This window comes from Devosia sp. MC521 (assembly GCF_014127105.1).
Classification (GTDB): Bacteria; Pseudomonadota; Alphaproteobacteria; order Rhizobiales; family Devosiaceae; genus Devosia.
The window spans coordinates 546069-564455 of record NZ_CP059902.1 but is presented as its reverse complement, the minus strand read 5'-3'; the positions used below and the strand labels follow the sequence as shown (position 1 = coordinate 564455).

The 18387-nt window shown below is 58.2% G+C and carries 19 protein-coding genes, 1 tRNA gene and 1 pseudogene; 14 read left to right on the top strand and 7 right to left on the bottom strand.

The features are described 5' to 3' along the window. The first annotated feature begins 475 nt into the window (after positions 1-475). Positions 476-1483, top strand: coding sequence for a restriction endonuclease (locus H4N61_RS02735; RefSeq protein WP_182394872.1), 1008 nt, complete (start codon positions 476-478; stop codon positions 1481-1483). A 296-nt stretch (positions 1484-1779) separates the two neighbouring features. On the opposite strand, the gene H4N61_RS02730 is transcribed toward H4N61_RS02735, so the two are convergent. After that, a tRNA-Gln gene (locus tag H4N61_RS02730) sits at positions 1780-1854 on the bottom strand. 536 nt (positions 1855-2390) lie between these two features. On the opposite strand from H4N61_RS02730, the gene H4N61_RS02725 reads away from it, so the two are divergent. After that, complete coding sequence (locus tag H4N61_RS02725; protein ID WP_169196926.1) at positions 2391-2894, top strand: hypothetical protein; 504 nt, start codon at positions 2391-2393, stop codon at positions 2892-2894. Here the strand turns inward: H4N61_RS02725 and H4N61_RS02720 are convergent. Next, entirely contained in the window at positions 2891-3523 is a 633-nt protein-coding gene (locus tag H4N61_RS02720) for a biotin transporter BioY (RefSeq protein WP_169196925.1), read from the bottom strand. The two genes, H4N61_RS02725 and H4N61_RS02720, sit on opposite strands and share 4 nt — an antisense overlap. Before the next feature lie 100 nt (positions 3524-3623). Here H4N61_RS02720 and H4N61_RS02715 point away from each other — a divergent pair, with 100 nt between their 5' ends. Beyond that, entirely contained in the window at positions 3624-4529 is a 906-nt protein-coding gene (locus tag H4N61_RS02715) for an MBL fold metallo-hydrolase (RefSeq protein ID WP_282567615.1), read from the top strand. Here the strand turns inward: H4N61_RS02715 and aroC are convergent. Both aroC and H4N61_RS02705 read right to left on the bottom strand, forming a co-directional pair. Then, positions 4526-5641 carry a chorismate synthase gene (gene aroC, locus H4N61_RS02710; RefSeq protein WP_169196923.1) on the bottom strand — a complete coding sequence of 372 codons (1116 nt, stop codon included), beginning with the start codon at positions 5639-5641 and terminating at the stop codon, positions 4526-4528. The genes H4N61_RS02715 and aroC overlap by 4 nt on opposite strands. Before the next feature lie 108 nt (positions 5642-5749). Beyond that, positions 5750-6391 carry a histidine phosphatase family protein gene (locus tag H4N61_RS02705; protein WP_182394870.1) on the bottom strand — a complete coding sequence of 214 codons (642 nt, stop codon included), beginning with the start codon at positions 6389-6391 and terminating at the stop codon, positions 5750-5752. A gap of 117 nt (positions 6392-6508) precedes the next feature. On the opposite strand from H4N61_RS02705, the gene H4N61_RS02700 reads away from it, so the two are divergent. From H4N61_RS02700 to H4N61_RS02690, 3 genes are all read left to right on the top strand, one after another. Continuing rightward, positions 6509-7924 (top strand): FAD-binding oxidoreductase, encoded by a 1416-nt coding sequence (locus H4N61_RS02700; RefSeq protein WP_248306555.1) that lies wholly within the window; start codon positions 6509-6511, stop codon positions 7922-7924. A gap of 157 nt (positions 7925-8081) precedes the next feature. After that, complete coding sequence (locus H4N61_RS02695) at positions 8082-8513, top strand: DapH/DapD/GlmU-related protein (RefSeq protein ID WP_182394869.1); 432 nt, start codon at positions 8082-8084, stop codon at positions 8511-8513. Between the two features lie 80 nt (positions 8514-8593). Further along, a complete protein-coding gene (locus H4N61_RS02690; protein WP_182394868.1) occupies positions 8594-9154 on the top strand; it encodes a hemerythrin domain-containing protein in 561 nt (186 codons plus the stop codon). On the opposite strand, the gene H4N61_RS02685 is transcribed toward H4N61_RS02690, so the two are convergent. After that, positions 9155-9910, bottom strand: a complete 756-nt coding sequence (locus H4N61_RS02685) for an SOS response-associated peptidase (protein ID WP_182394867.1) — start codon at positions 9908-9910, stop codon at positions 9155-9157. A 67-nt stretch (positions 9911-9977) separates the two neighbouring features. Here H4N61_RS02685 and H4N61_RS02680 point away from each other — a divergent pair, with 67 nt between their 5' ends. The 5 genes from H4N61_RS02680 (at position 9978) to H4N61_RS02660 (ending at position 13343) form a co-directional block, all read left to right on the top strand. Continuing rightward, on the top strand, positions 9978-10379 hold the full coding sequence (locus tag H4N61_RS02680) for an NUDIX domain-containing protein (RefSeq protein ID WP_182394866.1): 402 nt from the start codon (positions 9978-9980) through the stop codon (positions 10377-10379). A 68-nt stretch (positions 10380-10447) separates the two neighbouring features. Beyond that, positions 10448-10795, top strand: a complete 348-nt coding sequence (locus tag H4N61_RS02675) for a TIGR02301 family protein (RefSeq protein ID WP_182394865.1) — start codon at positions 10448-10450, stop codon at positions 10793-10795. An 84-nt stretch (positions 10796-10879) separates the two neighbouring features. After that, positions 10880-11158 (top strand): hypothetical protein, encoded by a 279-nt coding sequence (locus H4N61_RS02670; RefSeq protein ID WP_169196917.1) that lies wholly within the window; start codon positions 10880-10882, stop codon positions 11156-11158. Positions 11159-11781: 623 nt separating this feature from the next. Then, positions 11782-12420: a dihydrofolate reductase family protein gene (locus H4N61_RS02665; RefSeq protein ID WP_182394864.1), complete on the top strand. Its 639-nt coding sequence runs from the start codon at positions 11782-11784 to the stop codon at positions 12418-12420. A 371-nt stretch (positions 12421-12791) separates the two neighbouring features. Beyond that, the gene (locus tag H4N61_RS02660; RefSeq protein WP_182394863.1) at positions 12792-13343 is read left to right on the top strand and encodes a hypothetical protein; all 552 of its coding nucleotides are present in this window, start codon (positions 12792-12794) and stop codon (positions 13341-13343) included. Between the two features lie 253 nt (positions 13344-13596). Here H4N61_RS02660 and H4N61_RS02655 read toward each other — a convergent pair whose 3' ends face one another. Then, positions 13597-14925: a dihydroorotase gene (locus H4N61_RS02655; protein WP_182394862.1), complete on the bottom strand. Its 1329-nt coding sequence runs from the start codon at positions 14923-14925 to the stop codon at positions 13597-13599. A gap of 73 nt (positions 14926-14998) precedes the next feature. Here H4N61_RS02655 and H4N61_RS02650 point away from each other — a divergent pair, with 73 nt between their 5' ends. The 3 genes from H4N61_RS02650 (at position 14999) to H4N61_RS02640 (ending at position 17396) form a co-directional block, all read left to right on the top strand. Then, entirely contained in the window at positions 14999-15826 is an 828-nt protein-coding gene (locus tag H4N61_RS02650) for a folate-binding protein YgfZ (protein WP_182394861.1), read from the top strand. 336 nt (positions 15827-16162) lie between these two features. Beyond that, positions 16163-16777, top strand: coding sequence for an HD family hydrolase (locus tag H4N61_RS02645; RefSeq protein ID WP_169195917.1), 615 nt, complete (start codon positions 16163-16165; stop codon positions 16775-16777). Positions 16778-16892: 115 nt separating this feature from the next. Further along, positions 16893-17396, top strand: a complete 504-nt coding sequence (locus tag H4N61_RS02640; protein ID WP_182394860.1) for a hypothetical protein — start codon at positions 16893-16895, stop codon at positions 17394-17396. On the opposite strand, the pseudogene H4N61_RS18315 reads toward H4N61_RS02640, so the two are convergent. Then, positions 17393-17806 (bottom strand): annotated as a pseudogene (locus H4N61_RS18315) (cell wall hydrolase); the annotation flags it as partial. The gene H4N61_RS02640 and the pseudogene H4N61_RS18315 overlap by 4 nt on opposite strands. Positions 17807-18387: the final 581 nt, after the last annotated feature.

The following is an 18387-nucleotide window of genomic DNA, read 5'->3' as shown; positions in this document are numbered from 1 at the left end:
GCAGTGTGGTTGTTCATGATCGCCTACGAGGAATAGCCGCCGAAGCACAGTAGCTTGCACTTCGAACATAGCGCGACTCCCAGGCCCCCGCATAGAGCGCGAGCTCGCGGGGCAGATCCTATAGGCTGCTGATGCAGCTCCTCGGATCCCAGCCCACAAGCGTCGGATCGACCCGGTCGAAGCCGTATAATAACTCTTGGGCTTCACGGCCATTAAAGTCCTGAGGACTTAAGATACTAGTACACCCAGTTGGATGGCGGAGGTGAATAAGACGGCGGCGGCTGAGCGCTGTGTTAGCGCGAACTCCCTTGTTGCTGGGGCGCTTACGTCGGGTTCTAGCCGTTTCTCGCTGTACAAAATGCGAAACAAGCGCTTCCTCTTCGAGTGACAAGGTAATTGCGGACGAGTTAATATGCTGACCAAAGGGCGTAGTTGACATCGACCTCGTACCGACATCTTGAGGAGATGATTTTCTATGGGCATCTGGCTTTCTCGGCAGTCGATGATCGATACGTTTCTCGAAATCGCTGCGTTCAAAGCCGGTGTCGTGCTTACCGAGGAAGAGGTCATCGAATTCCTAGCAGGCAGCCAGATTGGCGATGACTTTCTCGCGGCAGGCAAGGCCGGGGGGCGTACCGATTCAGTGGAAATAGAAGAGGCCGCAGCGCAGCTTCTGTATCGGCTGGGCAACATCGAGTCTCCGAGCATCATCCCGACCACGATCCAGCTGTTCCATCGCTATAAGAGCGATCCTGCACAGTTGGAAATCCTGCATGGGGTCGAACGGCTCTATGTAGAAGTGGTCAGCAAGCAGATCGCCGAGGCGAAAGTGCTCGAAGTGCCCTATGGCGCCTCCCTTGATCCCGGCCCTTTACTGACTGCGGTTGCCCACAACTACGGCAGTGACGGCCTCGATATGGCTATGGAGATCATCTCTGGCGTCAACAACGACATGCATCGCTCCGCGTTGGGACGCGTGCGGAACGTGGAATGGAAAGACGAAGTCACACTCAAGGACTTGTTTGCGAGCGAAAAGCTCGAAACACAACACGGCAAATTTCTCGATCAGCGTTTCATCGATTTTCTCGATCGCAATTTCGACGAAATAGATCAGATGCACTGGCGGAAATTCGAGGGCTTGGCGGGCGAATTCTTCGAGCGCGAAGGCTACAAGGTTGAAATGGGTCCTGGCCGCGGGGACGAGGGTGTGGACCTTCGGGTATTCCCGAAGGATGCTGCTGCCAGTGATCCGCCGCTGATCATCGTGCAATGCAAGCGGCAAAAAGCAAAAATCGACATGGTGCTGGTGAAGTCGGTCTACACCGATGTCGAATGGGAAAAAGCAGAGTCCGGTCTGATTGTCACAACATCGACGTTTTCGCCCGGCGCGGATAGAATCCGCACGGCACGGGCATATCCGATTGAAGCAGCTGATCGCCCTAAACTGAAAGAATGGCTTGCCAAGATGCGATCGGGGGCATGACTCGGAGAATTCCTAGCTGGGTCGAGCCAGTTTTGGACCGTCACGATTGCTGCACTCACCCCCACCCCGACCTTTCCAGTCAGCTGGCTATTTTGCCGGGCATGTCTCGAAGCGGAGACATGGCCCAACTTCCGATGTCCGGTGCACATCGCTGCCTTGGTGATTCCTTTGCCAAGGAAATGGTTCCCAGGAGGATGGACGGCAAGTTTTCTACAGATCGCCTTGCTACGACCGGGTGCTACGATGACGTGCCACGACGGGCAGCTAAGTCATTGAATTTACTGATGCATGGAGAGTGGCTGGGGTGCTAGGATTCGAACCTAGGAATGCCGGTACCAAAAACCGGTGCCTTACCACTTGGCGACACCCCAACGTGAGGTGGTGTCTACACGAGTTATTTGTGCTTCGCAACATCATGAAATCGGTGATGAAAAGTTCTCAACGACTTGATCGCGCCCAGATACTAAGTCTCTAACGCGCAAAGTTCGGGTCGTAGCGTTTCGCCTGCAGCGGAAGCCTTAGCCACCCGCTATCGCCACGACCAGCTACACGGGTGTTCGGCGCCAAGAGCGGACTTGTTAGAGCTGCTTCTTGGGCTTCACTCCCCTAGAACCCTTGGGAAATCAATCGCTTCGATTTGCGGGTCCTGTTGCGAGACCCAATAACTTTGGGCGAGCGGAGTAGGTCACGGGCATGCCTGGCGGCCTACGGGCAGCATGAGCGGATGAGATCGGTACATGTTTATTCAGCGTCGCCGCACGCAGAATTGCCAACGGAGAATGACGCTGCGCACGCGCATAGTGATGGTGAATTTTCTCTTACGTGCCGCGCGCAAATGCGGTCAGCCGAAAAATACTTTGATCAACCTTCGCTCGCTAAGGTGGCGCCATTGGGATGAGGTATTGTCATGTACTATTTTCCGAATATTGATGAGCGCACAGGCGTCGAGTTCATATATTCCGGCATTCAGGCGCATAACGAACCCGTGCAGCACGAAGGCTTTGTGGTCTACGAAAGTGTCACCCTCGAAGATAATGCAGTGCTCCGTAATGTGAGAGTGGACAGCGCCATCGACCCGCTCTTTCGGCGCTCTGTAGTCGATCCCAATGCCATCTATGTCGTCAAGAAATTGATCGACGGTTGGGTCGTCTACGCCATTGAAACCGAAGGTCAGCTCAGCACTGGTCGGCTCACCAATTTCGTGCGCCGGCGTCTAGTCGCTGCCACTTTGATCGCCTTACTCGCGGCTCTCGTGCCGCTGGCGAGTAGTGCTGGCGGAGAGATTGGCCTGACACTGATGAGTGCGGTAGCCTTGCTGAGCCTCTTGAGTGCGATACACTTTAAGCAACTGGGCGAGGTCTTGCGTTCGGCTTCGGTGCTGCGCAAGTCACGCAGTCTCGACATCGTTTAGAGGCTTGGTTCGCCGCTTGGTGCAATGAACAGCGCCCAGACGCCGCTTGCGCAGAGGGCCGCCAGCGCCATCTTGAGCACGTCCCAAATGATGAACGGCTGCACGGCTTTGCTGAAAGCGGACGCGAATACATTGGTCTGATCGACCCATTGCGCGCCAGACATAATGACGAGCCATGCAAAGCCAAAGACAAACATCAGCAAATTGCCCAGCATCATTCCGGTGAAGAGCAGAAATGGACGCTGGGTGGCACCACGATCAGCGACATAACCGACGATGGCAGCCTGCGCCAGAAAGCCGATGAGAAAGCCGCTCGTTGGCCCGTTCATATAGTTGAGCGATCCTCCCCCGGCGAAAACAGGCACGCCCAATGCGCCTGCGAGCAGATAGACCGCGACGGTCGCAACGCCAATTCTGGCGCCCCCCACAGCGGCCAGAAGAGCGACGGCGAAACTCTGTAACGTCACCGGAACGGGCCACGCGAAAACACTCATTCTGGCTGATAGCGCGATCAGAACAGCGCCGACCAAAATCGCGGCTAGCGAAAAGGCCCATCGCGCGCCTTGGCCAGGCGGCAGCACAGCCCCGAGCAAGGTATTGAAAACCACGCCATTTTTCACGGTAGGCATTAGAGCTGTCATGCCGTAACTTCCACTTCACGGTGGCATTCGCGTGCACAGAATATCTGCAAAAACAGAGAAATCGATATAAACGGCCTAGTGTGATCCGATGCAAGCCTTAGCTTTTAACACCCAATTTAGCGCCGATACCGGTCGTTCGATAGTTGTACACCCAAGCGTTACCAGAGTTACTGCACCGAACGCTTCCGCATACACATTTACCGGCACTAATAGTTTCTTGATTGGCAAAGAAAGACTGGCTTTGGTCGATCCAGGACCAGAGGACGCGGCGCATTATCAAGCGCTGGAGCGCGCGATCGCAGGACGTTCCGTAGACGCAATTATACTGACCCACACCCACCGCGATCACAGCGCTGCCGCTCCCTATTGGCGTCAGCGTTTGGGCGCACCGCTATGGTCGAATGGACCCCATCGGCTTTCGCGTCCGCTCCGGCGATTTGAAGTGAACCCAATTGCACAGTCTGGCCATTTCACTCTCGTCCCAGACCGCGTTCTGCATGATGGTGAGCGGGTCATGGCCGGTGATGTCGAGATCGTGGTGCACACCACGCCGGGCCACTGCGCCAATCATTTGGCCTTTGGCATTGCGGGCACAGATACTGTTCTCACGGGCGATCATGTCATGGGTTGGAATTCAACCTTGGTGTCGACGCCCGACGGGTCGATGACGGATTATTTTAGCTCGCTCGATAAGATGATCGCCCTGCCCTATCGCCGCTATTTGCCAGCGCATGGCGGCGAGATTGAAAACGGGCCGGACTATGCTCGTGCCCTCAAAGCGCATCGTGAAATGCGCAATAGCCAAGTGGTTGCGGCCGTTGGAGGTGGGGCTCGGACAATCAGGCAAGTGGTGGCCCAAATCTATCCCACGCAGCCGCCGAAAGTGCGGATGGCGGCACGTATGACCATTGCTGCCCATGTCGAATATTTGGCGGAGCGCGGCGCGATTAAAGCGCGCCACACTCTCTTTGGAACGAGGCTGTCGCCCGCTTAATTGCGGTCAAAACCGACAGCGCCTTCGCGGCCGGTCTGGCCACGGTGGCGGAGCATGTGGTCAGCGAGAACTAGAGCCATCATCGCTTCGCCCACTGGGACAGCACGAATGCCAACGCAAGGGTCATGCCGGCCCTTGGTGATGATGTCGGTGTTTTCGTTCTGCGTGTTGACCGTCTGGCGTGGGGTCAGGATCGAGGACGTCGGTTTCACGGCAAAGCGGCAAACGATCGGGTCGCCGTTGGAAATGCCGCCCAAAATGCCGCCAGCGTGGTTGGAGAGGAAGTAAGGCTTACCCTCTCCAGCGCGCATTTGATCAGCGTTTTCAACGCCGGTGAGGGATGCAGCATCAAAACCATCGCCGATTTCGACGGCTTTTACAGCATTGATGCTCATCATGGCCGAGGCGAGGTCGGCGGAGAGCTTGCCGTAGATTGGGGCCCCCCAGCCGGCGGGAACGCCTTCGGCGACAACTTCAATGACGGCGCCGACGGAATTGCCGTCCTTGCGCAGACCATCAAGATATTCAGCCCAGAAGGTGGCAGCCTTAGCGTCGGCGCAGAAGAAGGGGTTCTGGTCGACCTGTGCCCAATCGAAATTGTTGTAGTCGATCTTGTGCGGGCCGATCTGGACGAGGCTGGCGCGGATGGTAATGCCCTGCAGGACCTGACGGGCGACAGCGCCAGCGGCAACACGCGCTGCGGTTTCGCGCGCGGACGTGCGGCCACCACCGCGGTAATCGCGAATGCCGTATTTCTGGTCGTAGGTATAGTCAGCATGGCCCGGACGATATTTGTCGCGGATGTCGCCATAGTCTTTCGAGCGCTGATCGGTGTTTTCGATCATCAGCGAGATCGACGTGCCAGTGGTGCGCGGCCCGTCGGTGCGTTCGTCTTCGAAAACGCCCGAAAGGATTTTCACCTCATCGGCCTCGCGGCGCTGGGTGGTGAACTTGGATTGGCCGGGCTTACGGCGGTCCAGATCGCGCTGGATGATTTCCGGTGTCAGGGTGATGCCGGGCGGACAACCATCGACCACCACGCCCAAAGCGGGTCCGTGGCTTTCGCCCCAAGTGGTGAAACGGAAAAGGTGGCCGAAAGTGTTGAACGACATGCGTAGTCCCCGTGGTCAGGGCTGTTCTAGGCAGGGCTAGGCCAGAGGGCAAGGGCAAAGCGCGCGCCAGGCGTTCGGCCCGCCGCGCGTTTGAACAGTCAAATAGGCTTAGATGTCGACGGCGGACCAAGTGTCCTCAGCCGAGAACAGCTCCATTTTGCCGCCCGCGAAGTGGGCGATTACGCCCTGCGGAGGGGGCCAATTGAGCACTTCCTTGCGGTCGGCTCCGGCGATGAGATGACGCAGAACCCGCAGCACGCCACCATGGGCGACGACGATAGCATGCGGTGTGACGTCATTGGCGAAGTCGAGCAGGCGGGCTGCAACATCGTCGTAGTTCTCGCCGTTTTCAGGGCGGAACTCCCAATAGCTGGCGTCGCGCTCACCCGGCGCATAGGCGGCAAACTTCTGCGCGACGTCGTCATGCAGCAAGCCTTCGAAAGCGCCAAAGGATATTTCAATCAAACGCTTATCATGGATGACTGGCGGCAGGGCGACATCAAAAGCGGCGCGCATGCGATCCATGGTTTCCGAGGCACGGCCTAAGGGGGAGGCGAACCACTGAACCTGGGTCGGATCGACCCCATCGCGCTCCAACATGTCGCGCAGCAGAATGCCATTGGCATTAGCCTGCAACTTGCCGGTTTCGTTGAGTGGAATGTCGCGGCTGCCCTGATAGCGGCGCTCGCGGTTCCACGAAGTTTCACCATGGCGGGCGAAGTAGAAATCCGGCCAATTCGGGGCGGTCATGGCAAATCACGCTTTAGATGCGTGTCCTTATCTGGAGTCGTATGCAAGGTTGTGGCACATGCTTGCTGTAAGGGGCAAGTTCACCGAACCCCAGAACGGTCCACAAAAGAGGCCCAATTGACCCTCAGCGCTCGTGAAATTTCCGCCCAATTGTCTGCCCTTGTTTCGAGTGATGCCGTTATCACTGACACGAACGACATGGGGGCCTATCTCAAGGAGCCGCGCAAGCGTTTCCACCAGAGCGCGGCAGCTGTGGTCATTCCGCCGGACGTGGCGGCTGTGCAAGCCATTTTGCGCTGGGCCAATGAGAACCGCGTGGCGATTATCCCGCAGGGGGGAAACACCGGCCTCGTGGGGGCGCAGGTGCCGCTTTATGGGCACGAGGTTATCCTCTCTACTGCCAAGCTCAATCGCATCCGGTCGGTGGATACTGCTGCGGGCGTGATGGTGGCTGAAAGCGGTGTCATTCTCGAAAATGCCCATGAGGCCGCCGACGCGGTGAGCTCCATGTTTCCGCTCTGGCTGGCCTCACAAGGCTCGGCGCGGATCGGTGGCGTGCTCTCGTCCAATGCGGGCGGTGTCAATGTTTTGGCTTATGGCAATGCGCGCGAATTGACGATGGGCGTTGAAGCGGTGCTGGCGGATGGGCGACTCTATCAGGGCCTGAATGCGCTCAAAAAAGACAATACCGGCTATGACTTAAAGGATTTGGTGGTTGGTGCTGAAGGGACGCTGGGCATTATCACGGCCGCCAGCCTCAAGATTTTCCCAAAGCCGGAAGACCACGAAACGGCGCTGGTCAATGTCGCCGATCCGGAAGCGGCCTTGGTGCTGTTCCAACTGATGCGCGAGCGGCTGGGTAGTCGCCTCAATGCCTTTGAGCTGATCCCCCATATCGGGCTTGAGATCCAAATGCGTCACGGGATGTTGGATGCAGACCCAACAGCGAGCCATTCGCCTTGGTATGCGCTGGTGGAAGTCACCCGCATGGCCGGAACGGAACCGGGGGCGCTGCAGTCGGCGCTGGAGGCCGCGTTTGAGCGCGAGATGATTTCCGACGCGGCGCTCGCCACCTCGCTGGCAGATCGCAATCGCATGTGGGATTTCCGCGAGCAGATGAGCGAGTGCCAATCCAAGGAAGGCGCTTCGATCAAGCATGACGTTTCGGTGCCGATTGCTGCCGTTCCAGCGCTGATCCGCGAAGGCATTGCTGCTGCTGAGAAATTTGCGCCCGGCATTCGCCCTGTACCGTTTGGCCATCTTGGCGATGGCAATATTCACTTCAACTTCTCAATGCCTGTCGGCGCAGATCCGAAAGCCTTTATGGCCCAATATGATGAGGCCATGCATGGGATCATCTATGAGGTGGTGTTGCGCCACGGGGGCTCTGTTTCGGCAGAGCATGGGATTGGTCAGCTCAAGGTTGATCTGCTCAAGCAGGTGAAAGACCCGGTGGCGCTGGAGATGATGCGGGCGATTAAGACTGCCTTGGACCCCAATGGAATTTTGAACCCGGGCAAGATGCTGGGTTAGACCTTGCCCACAATCCGCTTGCGCTGCGCCAGATATTGCGGGAGCAATTGATGAGGCGGTTGAGGGGGCTCGATTGGCAGGTGTGGTTGGGCGACATTTGCGGCGTGCCGGGATTTGGGCGCTGAACTGCATTGCCAATTTTTTCCCTGATGGAGCCATGGGTTATCCGTTTCGCCGGTGGCTTTGGCGTGCCGTCGGGGTCAAGCTCGGGCGCAATGTTCGGCTTGAGACACAGGTCGCCATCTTGGGGACTAAGCTGTCCATCGGCGCCGATAGCTATGTGACGCGACGGTGTTATTTTGATCTTACCGGACAGGTGAGCATTGGCGAACGGGTGACGGTTGGGCATGGCACGAGTTTTATCACAGCACAGCACGCCATAGGCTCGGCCGAAAAGCGCTGCGGCGTGGTTACGCCGCTCCCCATAAGCGTTGGCGACGGCGTGTGGATCGGAGCAAATGTAACGATCTTACCGGGGGTTAGCATTGGTGCCGGGGCTGTGGTGGCCGCCGGGTCGGTGGTGACAGAGGCAGTGGCAGAAGATACGCTGGTTGGCGGCGTTCCCGCCAAGCTCATCCGTCGCTTGTGAGGCACCAGTGACTTTGATGTGCCTTGGTATGGGAAATGTTTGTTCTTGAATATGGTCTTAGCGGACTGCACATCTGAGCAATGTTACTCAAAGATATCCAATTCCTCGACGACGCAACGCGTCCTCCTGTTCCCGTTATTGAAGGCGTGACGCCTGACCAGCGGGAAGCGGGGAACCACTTGCGCGATATTCATGATTATTTGCGCCAGCACCTGAGCACGCTGGGGCAATTGATCGAGCGTGCTTCCGCGGGCGAGGTCGCGGCTTCTGAAGTGCGTGATGCAGTCGATAGCTTGCCCATCACGGCAAACTATAGGCGCTTTGGGAATGTTTGTGGGCAGTATTGCCACCTCATTCACAAGCACCACACCATTGAAGATCAAGCGCTTTTTCCGGCGCTGGCGACCCGCAGCCCAGCTTTGAAGGCTGTGGTGGAGCGCTTGGAAGCCGAGCATGTGACCGTGCACCATCTGCTTGAGCTGATGATCACCAAGATCATGAGCCTCTCGGATGAGCCAACACGCGCTCATTTCGATGACGCGGTTGAAGTGTTCCGCGCCTTTGAAAAACTGCTGCTGAGCCACTTCAAATATGAAGAGGACAGCATCATCGATGCACTGGGCTATTATGGGATCTTGTAACTAGAACAAGTCCATCTGCCCCGAACCACCGCCGCCGCCCGCAGCTTTTTTGCGGGAGCGCGGCGCTGGAGGCTCAGGCTCGGTCAGCGTGATCGGTTCAATTAGCCCCGGATCATCATCGCGCGCCGAATTTACGCGGGTCGACACCGGATGGAATTTTAGCAGACCATCTGCGAGCGGGGATAACATTTGTGTGGCTTCACCCGCCCGCACTTCGCGCGTGTTCAACCAAAGGTCCTGCTGGGCTTCATCCAAAAGGATCGCGGGCATGCGATGGTGGATCTCTGCGAGCTGCGGATTTGCCGGGACGGTGATGGTCGCGACACTATCAATCTCTTCGCCATTGGGTCCTGACCAAGTGGCAAAAAGCCCCGCAAGAGCAAGCGGTTGGCCATCTGTGCGCGTAATGTAGTAGGGCTGCTTTTTCTTATCCGGACCGGTGTGCCACTCGTAATAGCCAGAGGCCGGAACGATACAGCGGCCATGCTTGAGCGGATCGCGAAAAGCGGGCTTATCGGCAATGCCTTCAGCCCGCGCATTCACCAACAAAGAAAACTCACGCGGGTCTTTGACCCAGCCGGGTACCAGCCCCCAGCGGGCAAAATGTCCCTCACGACGACCACCCGCTTCCCAAATAGAAACAACGGGCTGTGTTGGTGCGATGTTGTAGCGCGGTACAGTCTCGATACTGTTCAGTAGTTTGAACAGTTCAGCCATCATTTCAGGCGGCAGGGTAGAGGCGTATCGTCCGCACATGAGGGTCTCCTTTACCTGCTTGAGTTAGTGTCTCTCGCAAGAAATCGCAAATCTGGTCTTTTCTCACATGAACGATCGTCCAAACGCAGCCAGCGTAGCCCTCGTGCGCGGCGGCAAAGTCCTGCTGATCAAGCGCGCCCATGCGCCCTCTCAGCACCTGTGGACTTTTCCCGGGGGGCGCCTCGACCCCAATGAAACTATTGAGCAATGTGCAATTCGCGAGCTGCAAGAAGAACTTGGCGTGACCATACGATTTCCGCGCCATGTGATGACGCAGCACTTGGGGCAGAATGAAGCCTATCGCCTGGCGATTTTCACCACGGTCGACTTCTCCGGAACCATCACGCCCTCGGACGAGGTGACGGACTACAAATGGGCCGATCCCGGAATGATGCTGGCGCTGCGCACAACGGCTGGGCTCAATGGAATCATACAAGAATGTTTTAGAAATTTGGGCCAGGTTTGGTAAGGTAGGGCATGCGCAGTTTGCCCCGTACCAGACCTGTTTTTGTTCCGAAAAGCCCAAGGACTTTCGCCTTGGCCGCCTTGGCAGTGTTCGGCTTTGCCACACCGGTTCTGGCCATTGATCCACCCTATCAGCGGCAAATGGAGCGCCTGTCCGAGGTGATGGGATCACTCTATTACCTTGCCCCGCTTTGCAAAATTGGCAGCGAAGACTGGCGACTGCAAATGTCGGAGCTGATCGAGCTGGATGAGCCCGATGATGATCGGCGGCAGCGCCTGGCAGGTGCATTTAATAACGGGGTTACGGCATATTCGCGCACCCACAAGCAGTGCACGGCCTCGTCGCGCGAAGCGCATTCGCGCTTAACCGTTGAGGCTGAACGAATTGCACGGGACATCCATACCCGTTACGCTGAGTGAGGAAATTTACAATTCCTTATATCGTGTTAACCCTTGGGTCACATCTTACGCGCCATGGGCGAAAACTCGTGTTATAGCGCGAGCATGAGCACTCCGAAGTCAATTTTCGCCCCATCGGCCGACACCAACACTTTCGACCGCAACCAAGCGGAAAGTCAGATCGCTTTGGAGTATCTGGCCGAGGCTTGGAACAGCGCTGAAGAAGATGGTGTTGAAACCATCGCTCTGGCACATGCCTCGCTTTTCGCCGCTCTCGCGACATTTGTGAAACTGCATGGCGACGATGCTGCTGCGGTTTTGGTCGAGCAATTGCCGAACCGCTTGCGCAATGGCGAATACAATCTCGAGCGCGTGCTGCAATAGGCCTATTTGTGGCTTTTGGCTGGCACTTATGGGCGTCCTGAGGGGCGCGGCGTAGGCATATTGTGGCGCTTTTGGGCGCAAAGATTCAGTGATTTCAGACGTGTAGGACCGTCGCGCGGGTGAGAACCGGCGCGGCGTTTTGCTGTTTGGGGGATGGGGCGGAGTATAGCGTGTTTTGGGGCGTGGGGGGAAGAGCGGAGGGCGACTTCGCCCGATGCGGCGATACCCCATGGCGGAGGTAGGTACCCCCCACCCCGGCCCTCCCCTCAAGGGGGAGGGAGAATAAGGGGCCAGTGTGCAAGGGGGGCGGGAGAAGAGAGGTTCCCCCGGCGCACGCGCAATAAAAAGGCAGAAAAGCCCCCACCCGACCTCCCCCGCGAGCGGGGGAGGAGTAGAGAGGTCTACGCCGCAAGGGGGCGGAGAAGGCCCCCTCACCCGACGCTGCGCGTCGACCTCTCCCCCTAGGGGCGAGGTAAAGGGCGTGCGTGGCCGCTTAGGGGCAACAATATTTCGCGGTGTGATGGCAGTTTAGAGGGCAGCTTCCCGAGCCAGAGACAATCCTCTCTATTCCTCAGGAAAACTGCGCATTAGCGTTGCTCTTGTTGTCACTATGGGAGCCGAGCATGCGCATTGTGCTTTTGAACTTTCTTTCGCTCGATGGTGTCTATCAGGGGCCGGGCTCGCCAGACGAAGATCGCACGGACGAGTTCGAGCGCGGCGGTTGGCTCGTTCCCTTTGTCGACGCCGCATTTGAGCGGGCGATTGAGACTTGGGCCGCATCGGCCACAGGGTTTCTCTTCGGGCGACGGACCTATCAGGAGTTCGGCGCGGTGTGGCCAACGATAACCGACACCAATGATCTCAACGCCAAGCGGCTCAACACGCTGCCGAAGTATGTGGCGTCGTCTCCGGGGATCGAGACTAACTGGGGGCCAGCGACCGTTTTGGCGGGCAATGTTGAGGCGGCTGTGGCGGAGCTGAAGCAAAGTGGCGAGGGCGAACTACAGATCCACGGCAGTGGACGCCTTGGGCGCTCGCTGGTGGCGGCGAACCTCGTTGATGAGATGCGACTGACTATTGCGCCGGTGATCGTTGGGCAGGGGCGTAAGCTCTTTGGCGACACCAGCGCGCCGCGCGGATTTGAGCTGGTGGAGCAGAAGCAAACGCCATCGGGGCTACTGCTGGCGCGGTTCGTGCAGAGTGGTGACGCTGGTGTGGGGACTTATGTGCGGGGCGAGACGAATGTGGGGCTTGGGGGATAGGGTGGCCTAGGCGAGGCTGCTGCCCAGCCTAGAGCTCGGAGGTGGGACTGTATGAGAGCACCCCCACCCCGGCCCTCCCCTCAAGGGGAGGGAGAAGAGAGGCTCCCTGCAGGGGAGAGCGAGTAGGGAAGAGCCCCCACCCGGCCTCCCCCGCGAGCGGGGGAGGAGAAGTCGCTCATTCGCCGCAGCGGCGAAAGTAACGCTAGTCAATATTGCAGCAATCCATAAAGTCGATTGCGCAAGAATACTGAATCAGTATTCCGAAATACTTCTGATAAATTAATATCGAAACTTGTACACACTGCACGGACTGTTTGTTTAAATCAGTATGTAATGATCATCTCATCTAACCTCGAACGGACGAGAAAATCATGCGTATACTCGTTGTTGCCCTAGCGAGTTCGATAGCGATGGTAACGCCCTCGCCAGCGCAAAGTACATATGTCGCGTTTATTCCCGAGATGCATGTGAGTGAGGATGTTTCCTGGCTCCCTGATGCGGTGCAGCATAAGCGGGATTCGCTGATCCGCGCCGCCGTCAGCGGCGACCCAAAGCAGATTGCGGGAGTCGTGGCGGCGCAGAAAACGCCTGCTCAGTTTCCTTCGCTGTCCAAGGATGTGGAGGTTGCCCTTCGCGAGAATTCTAAGGACGACGGCGGACGGCAAATTTTGGGTATGATGCGCGATCTGCTCGACCTACCCTTTGCCATTATCCCCAGCAGCGTGACGACCAATCTCTATGTCTGGCCCTATCTCCAGCATGTCGACTTTTCGCAGGCAACGCCGCGCGTGACGGTTGACGCTTATCGCGTGCTGTCACCGCAGGAATACGAGAGCGCTGTCGATTTTGGGGGCTGGACGGGATGGCGCGTGGTGATCGACGAGGACGGCAACCTCGTGGAATTTATGGTTGGGGGCGGCTGATTTTTTCGGTCGGAGCGCGGTAAGAAAAGCCCCCACCCCGGCCCTCCCCTCGAGGGGGAGGGAGAAGAAGGGGTACTCTGCAAGTGGGAGCGAGTAGGGACGAGCCCCCACCCAGCCTCCCCCGCGAGCGGGGGAGGAGTAGTGAGGTCTACGCCGCAAGGGGGAGGAGAAGGCCCCCTCACCCGACGCTGTGCGTCGACCTCTCCCCGTAGGGCCGAGGTAGGAGGTGCCTGCGCACGGAGAAGAGAGGTGCTTAGCGCTGTGGAAGCGCTTCGAGGAAGCGCATGGGTTGGCCGATTGAGGGGGTGGTGAGTTCACCCTGCCACATCACCTTGTGACCGCGCACGATGGTGCCGACCGGCCAGCCGGTGACGGAGACGCCATCATAGGGTGTCCAGCCAACGCGGGAGGCGATCCATTCGTTAGTGATGGTCTCGCGGCGCTTCATGTCGACGATGGTGAAGTCAGCATCATAACCCACCGCAATGCGGCCCTTGTTAGCAATGCCGAACAGGCGGTTCGGGCCGTGGCTGGTGAGGTCGACAAAACGCTGGAGGCTCAGCTTACCGTTGTTGACGTGGTCGAGCATGGTTGGGACCAGGGTCTGAACGCCGGTCATGCCGGAGTGGCTGGCCGGGTAAGCGTGATCTTTTTCTTCGCGCGTGTGCGGGGCGTGGTCGGAGCCGAGCACGTCGACAACCCCGTTTTCAACGCCTGCCCAAATGCCCGCGCGGTGTTCCGCGTCACGGATTGGCGGGTTCATCTGCACATAGGTGCCGAGCTTAGTGTAAGCGGTTTCGTCCAAGGTGAGATGGTGCGGGGTTGCTTCGACGCTGGCCACATCCTTGTGGTCGGCTAGGTAGACCATTTCTTCCTTGGTCGAGATGTGCAGCACGTGGATGCGCTTGCCCACCTTGCGGGCAATATTGACGAGGCGCGTGGTGCAGCTCATCGCCACTTCTGGCGAGCGCCAGACGGGGTGGGAGGACGGATCGCCTTCCACGCGAAGATGCTTGCGCTCTTCGAGCATATATTCGTCTTCCGAGTGGAAGGCGGCGCGGCGGGAAATCGCGCGCAAAATGGCTTCAACGCCATCATCGTCCTGTACGAGTAGGGAGCCGGTGGAGGAGCCCATGAAGACCTTGATGCCGGCGCAGCCGGGGAGCTTTTCGAGAGTGGCGAGTTCGCCGACGTTCTCGTGGGTGCCACCAATGTAGAAGGCGAAATCGCAGTGCATGCGATTGGTGCCCGCCGCGATCTTGGCGTCAAAGGTTTCCTTGGAGATGGTCAGCGGATTGGTGTTCGGCATTTCGAACACGCCGGTGACGCCACCCATGACCGCGGCGCGCGAGCCGGTTTCCAGATCTTCCTTATGGGTAAGGCCTGGCTCACGGAAGTGAACCTGCGTGTCGATAACGCCGGGGAGAATATGGAGGCCCTTGCAGTCGACGGTTTCTGCCGCGTCGCCCGAGATGGTGCCGATGGCGACAATGCGACCGTTTTTGACGGCGATGTCTGCCTGTCCCTCACCATCGTGATTGACCACAGTCGCGTTCTTGAAAATCGTGTCGTACTGCGCCATGTCTCAAGTCCCATATTTATGTGGTCAGCCGTTAGCTGACATATGCGACCCCCGCTCCCGGAGGCAAGGGATCATGACAATTCATCACCGCGCAGATCGTGCCGTTTTTCGTTTTTCAGGCCCGGACGCGCATCGCCTCCTCAATGATGTGCTGACGGGGCATATTCCAAGCGAGGCGGGTTCGGCGGCTTGGTTCGCCCTACTCTCGCCGCAGGGCAAGATTTTGGCGGAGGGGCTGGCAGGCTGGGCCGAAGATGGCATCTGGGTGGACGTGCATGAGAGCGTCGGCGACGATTTTTTCAAGCGCATGCGCATGTATAAGCTGCGGGCGAATTTGGAGATTTCGGATTTGCGCGCCTCACATAGCGTTGGGTTTTCGGCCGATGCTGTGGATGGTGCGGTGTGCCACGGCGACCGGTTTGGAACGATCCAGATTGGGTTCCGGGTGATCGACACAGCTGAGGCTGCTGCGGAGTGGGATCAGAACGACACGCCGTACCACGCGGCGCGGATTGCCAATGGCGTGTTGCTGCATGGCAATGATTTTGCCGCCAATGACGCTTTTGCTCACGATCTCGGCATGGACATGCTCGACGGGATCGACTTCGTCAAAGGGTGCTATGTGGGGCAGGAAGTTGTCTCGCGCATGAAGCATCGCGGAACGGCGCGGCGGCGTCCGGTGATTGTGTCTGGTGTGACTGGAGTTGCGGGCGACGCTGTGGTGGCGTCGGGGCGTGACGCAGGAACGCTTGGGCAGGTGGTCTATGGACGCGCTGTGGCGATTGTTCGGCTCGATCGGGTGAGTGATGTCGGTGCAGTGACGGTCAATGGTGCGCCGGTCACGGTGAGCCTGCCCGGCTGGGCGAGTTATGGTTTTGGGGATGTGGCGTCGGAGGAGTGAGGAGGCTTTTGGCATCGGAAAGAACCCCCACCTAGCCTGCCCCGCAAGCGAGGGAGGGATTGGGCTGGTGCGTCGGGCTTGTTGCGCAGGAAATGCCTAACCGTCATCCTCCGGCTTGACCGGAGTATCCAGTAGGAGCTGGCATTGCTCTGGATTGCCCGGTCAAGCCGAGCAATGACGGTGGGAATATAGCTTTTTGTACGGCCTTAAGTTGAAGGCCCCCTCATCCGACGCTGCGCATCGATCTCCTCCCGTCAGGGACACGGTGAGAGAGATTGTGATCGAATCGAGTGGTTCTGCTAGGAAACGGTTCGGATCACAGGGCGGGGGCGAGAGATGGCACGCACGGAAGTTCGCGCTTGGCAGCGGATGTTGTCGGGGCGCAGGCTCGATCTTTTGGACCCTTCGCCGCTTGATGTAGAACTCTCCGACATTGCCCATGGCCTCGCGCGGGTAGCGCGCTGGAATGGACAGACTGTCGGTGATTACCCGTTTTCGGTCGCCCAGCATTCGGTGTTGGTCCTGGAGCTGTTCCGGACCGCCAACCCGGAGGCGAGCCCGCAGCAGCAGTTGCAATGCCTGCTGCATGATGCACCCGAATATGTGATGGGCGATATTATCTCGCCGTTCAAAGCGGCGATGGGCGGCAACTATAAGGCGGTCGAAGATCGGCTGATGTCAGCGATCTTTCTACGCTTTTCTCTGCCGGCGACCATGAATGCCACGCTTAAGAAGCAGGTCAAAAAGGCGGACGTGGAAGCGGCCTATTTTGAGGCGACCTATCTCGCCGGTTTTGATTCCGCCGAGGCCGAAAAACTTTTTGGCTCACCCACACTTGCGGCATTCGAAGTCGATGATTTCGAACGGCTCATCCGGCCCTGGCCGACACAGCAGGCGCACAAGCAGCTCATGCAAGTGTTTGAAACTATTAGCGCCCAGATTTCCGGCTAGTTTTCCGACCTCTAAAAATTAACTAAGTTTTAAGAGAGTATTCGCTCGACCGCGCCTATATGGTTACTACTTCGTTAACAATGCGTTTCGAAGTGAGACAGGCGAGGGAACGGAGATGGATAGTCAGGTACGCCATGTGGCGATTGGGGTGGCCGTTGGGATTGCTCTATCGGTCGGCTTTGCCGTCGCCGGTCCCGGTCCTGTGCTTGATGTTTTGCCCGAAGGCGCGCCGACCGGCTTCGACACCAGCCGGCTGGTGAAATTTGACGACCGGCACTACGAGATCGATTACGACGCGAGCGTCAGCACCGATGTGCTGAAATCGACCACGATCCGGAAGATCGAGGGCGGACGTGTAAGCTATGTGAGCATTGGCACCACGAGCACAGGCACCTATTCGAGCGACGCCCTGACCTCAAAGCACATCCAGTATCCGGGCATTGCCGTGCGCGAGGTGACGGAGGATGGCAATGCGATAGCAGGCTGGAAGAGCGGCTATTGGATTGGGCTGAACTCGCTCAATGCGAGATCAATCCTGACCGTGCGCAATGGCGATCTCAAGGTGCGGACGGACGGGACGCGCACGTGTATCACGAGCGCGACCCTCAGACTGTGTTAGCCGAACAGCCAACCCTTCTTGAACTTATAGAAGTGGTGGAGGCCGATCTGCGTTAGCTTTTCCATGCGCGGTGCCCAAGCGGGACGCACATAGCTGGCGTGATAGTGGGTCGCCGAGCCAACTTCGGTGAGATAGAGTTCACCGGAAACAACCTTCTGGGCGACCTCTTCGGCCGTTGCCCAAGGTTGGCGTTCGGTGACGGTATCGGGGATACCATCGCAGGCAAAAGAGAACTGGCAGGCATTGCGCTTGTGCTGGTTCTGGAAGACGACGCCGCAAATCGTATTGGGGTAGCGATGGTCTTTAACGCGGTTGAGCACGACCTGCGCGACCGCGACCTGACCACGATAGACTTCGCCACGGGCTTCGAAATAGACAGCCGTTGCTAGGCACCACATTTCCTTGTCAGACACATCGGCCATTGGCGTGCCCTGAAGCTGGGTGACCGTGGCTGGCGCTGTTGCGCGGGCATAGGCCAACTGCGTGGGCATGGCCTCGGGCATCGGAATGCTGCCCTGAACGGTCGCACCTTCAACACTTGGCGCTATGCCAGCAATCGCATCGAGTGCTGCGGCAGCGCTGGGGTGTAGCCCTGCGACGGCAACGCGGGGCGGCTCGGGCATGGTGACTTCAGCGACGACATTGACGGGCGAGTGATCGATGGAGGTACCGCGCAGAGAGGCAATCTCGGTGCGCGCCTTTTCGAACATTTCGTTGATGGCGGTCATGTCGATTTCTTGACGGACGCGCGTGACTTTCTCCGCGCGATTGGGGCCGGTGAAGAAATCGGTCTGGAAGAGGTGGTCAACGGAGCCGGTGATGATCGGATCGACGCCATTATAGGTCAGGCTGGCGAGCTCTTCATCAATCGTGGGGGCGGTGTTTGGCAGTTTGGGCGCATCGGCGGTTGGAGCAAGCGCGCCGCCAATCAAGCCGACATAGGCCAGTGACGCAAAAGCGCTCAGGGCCAAGCCTTTGGCAAATGGACGTC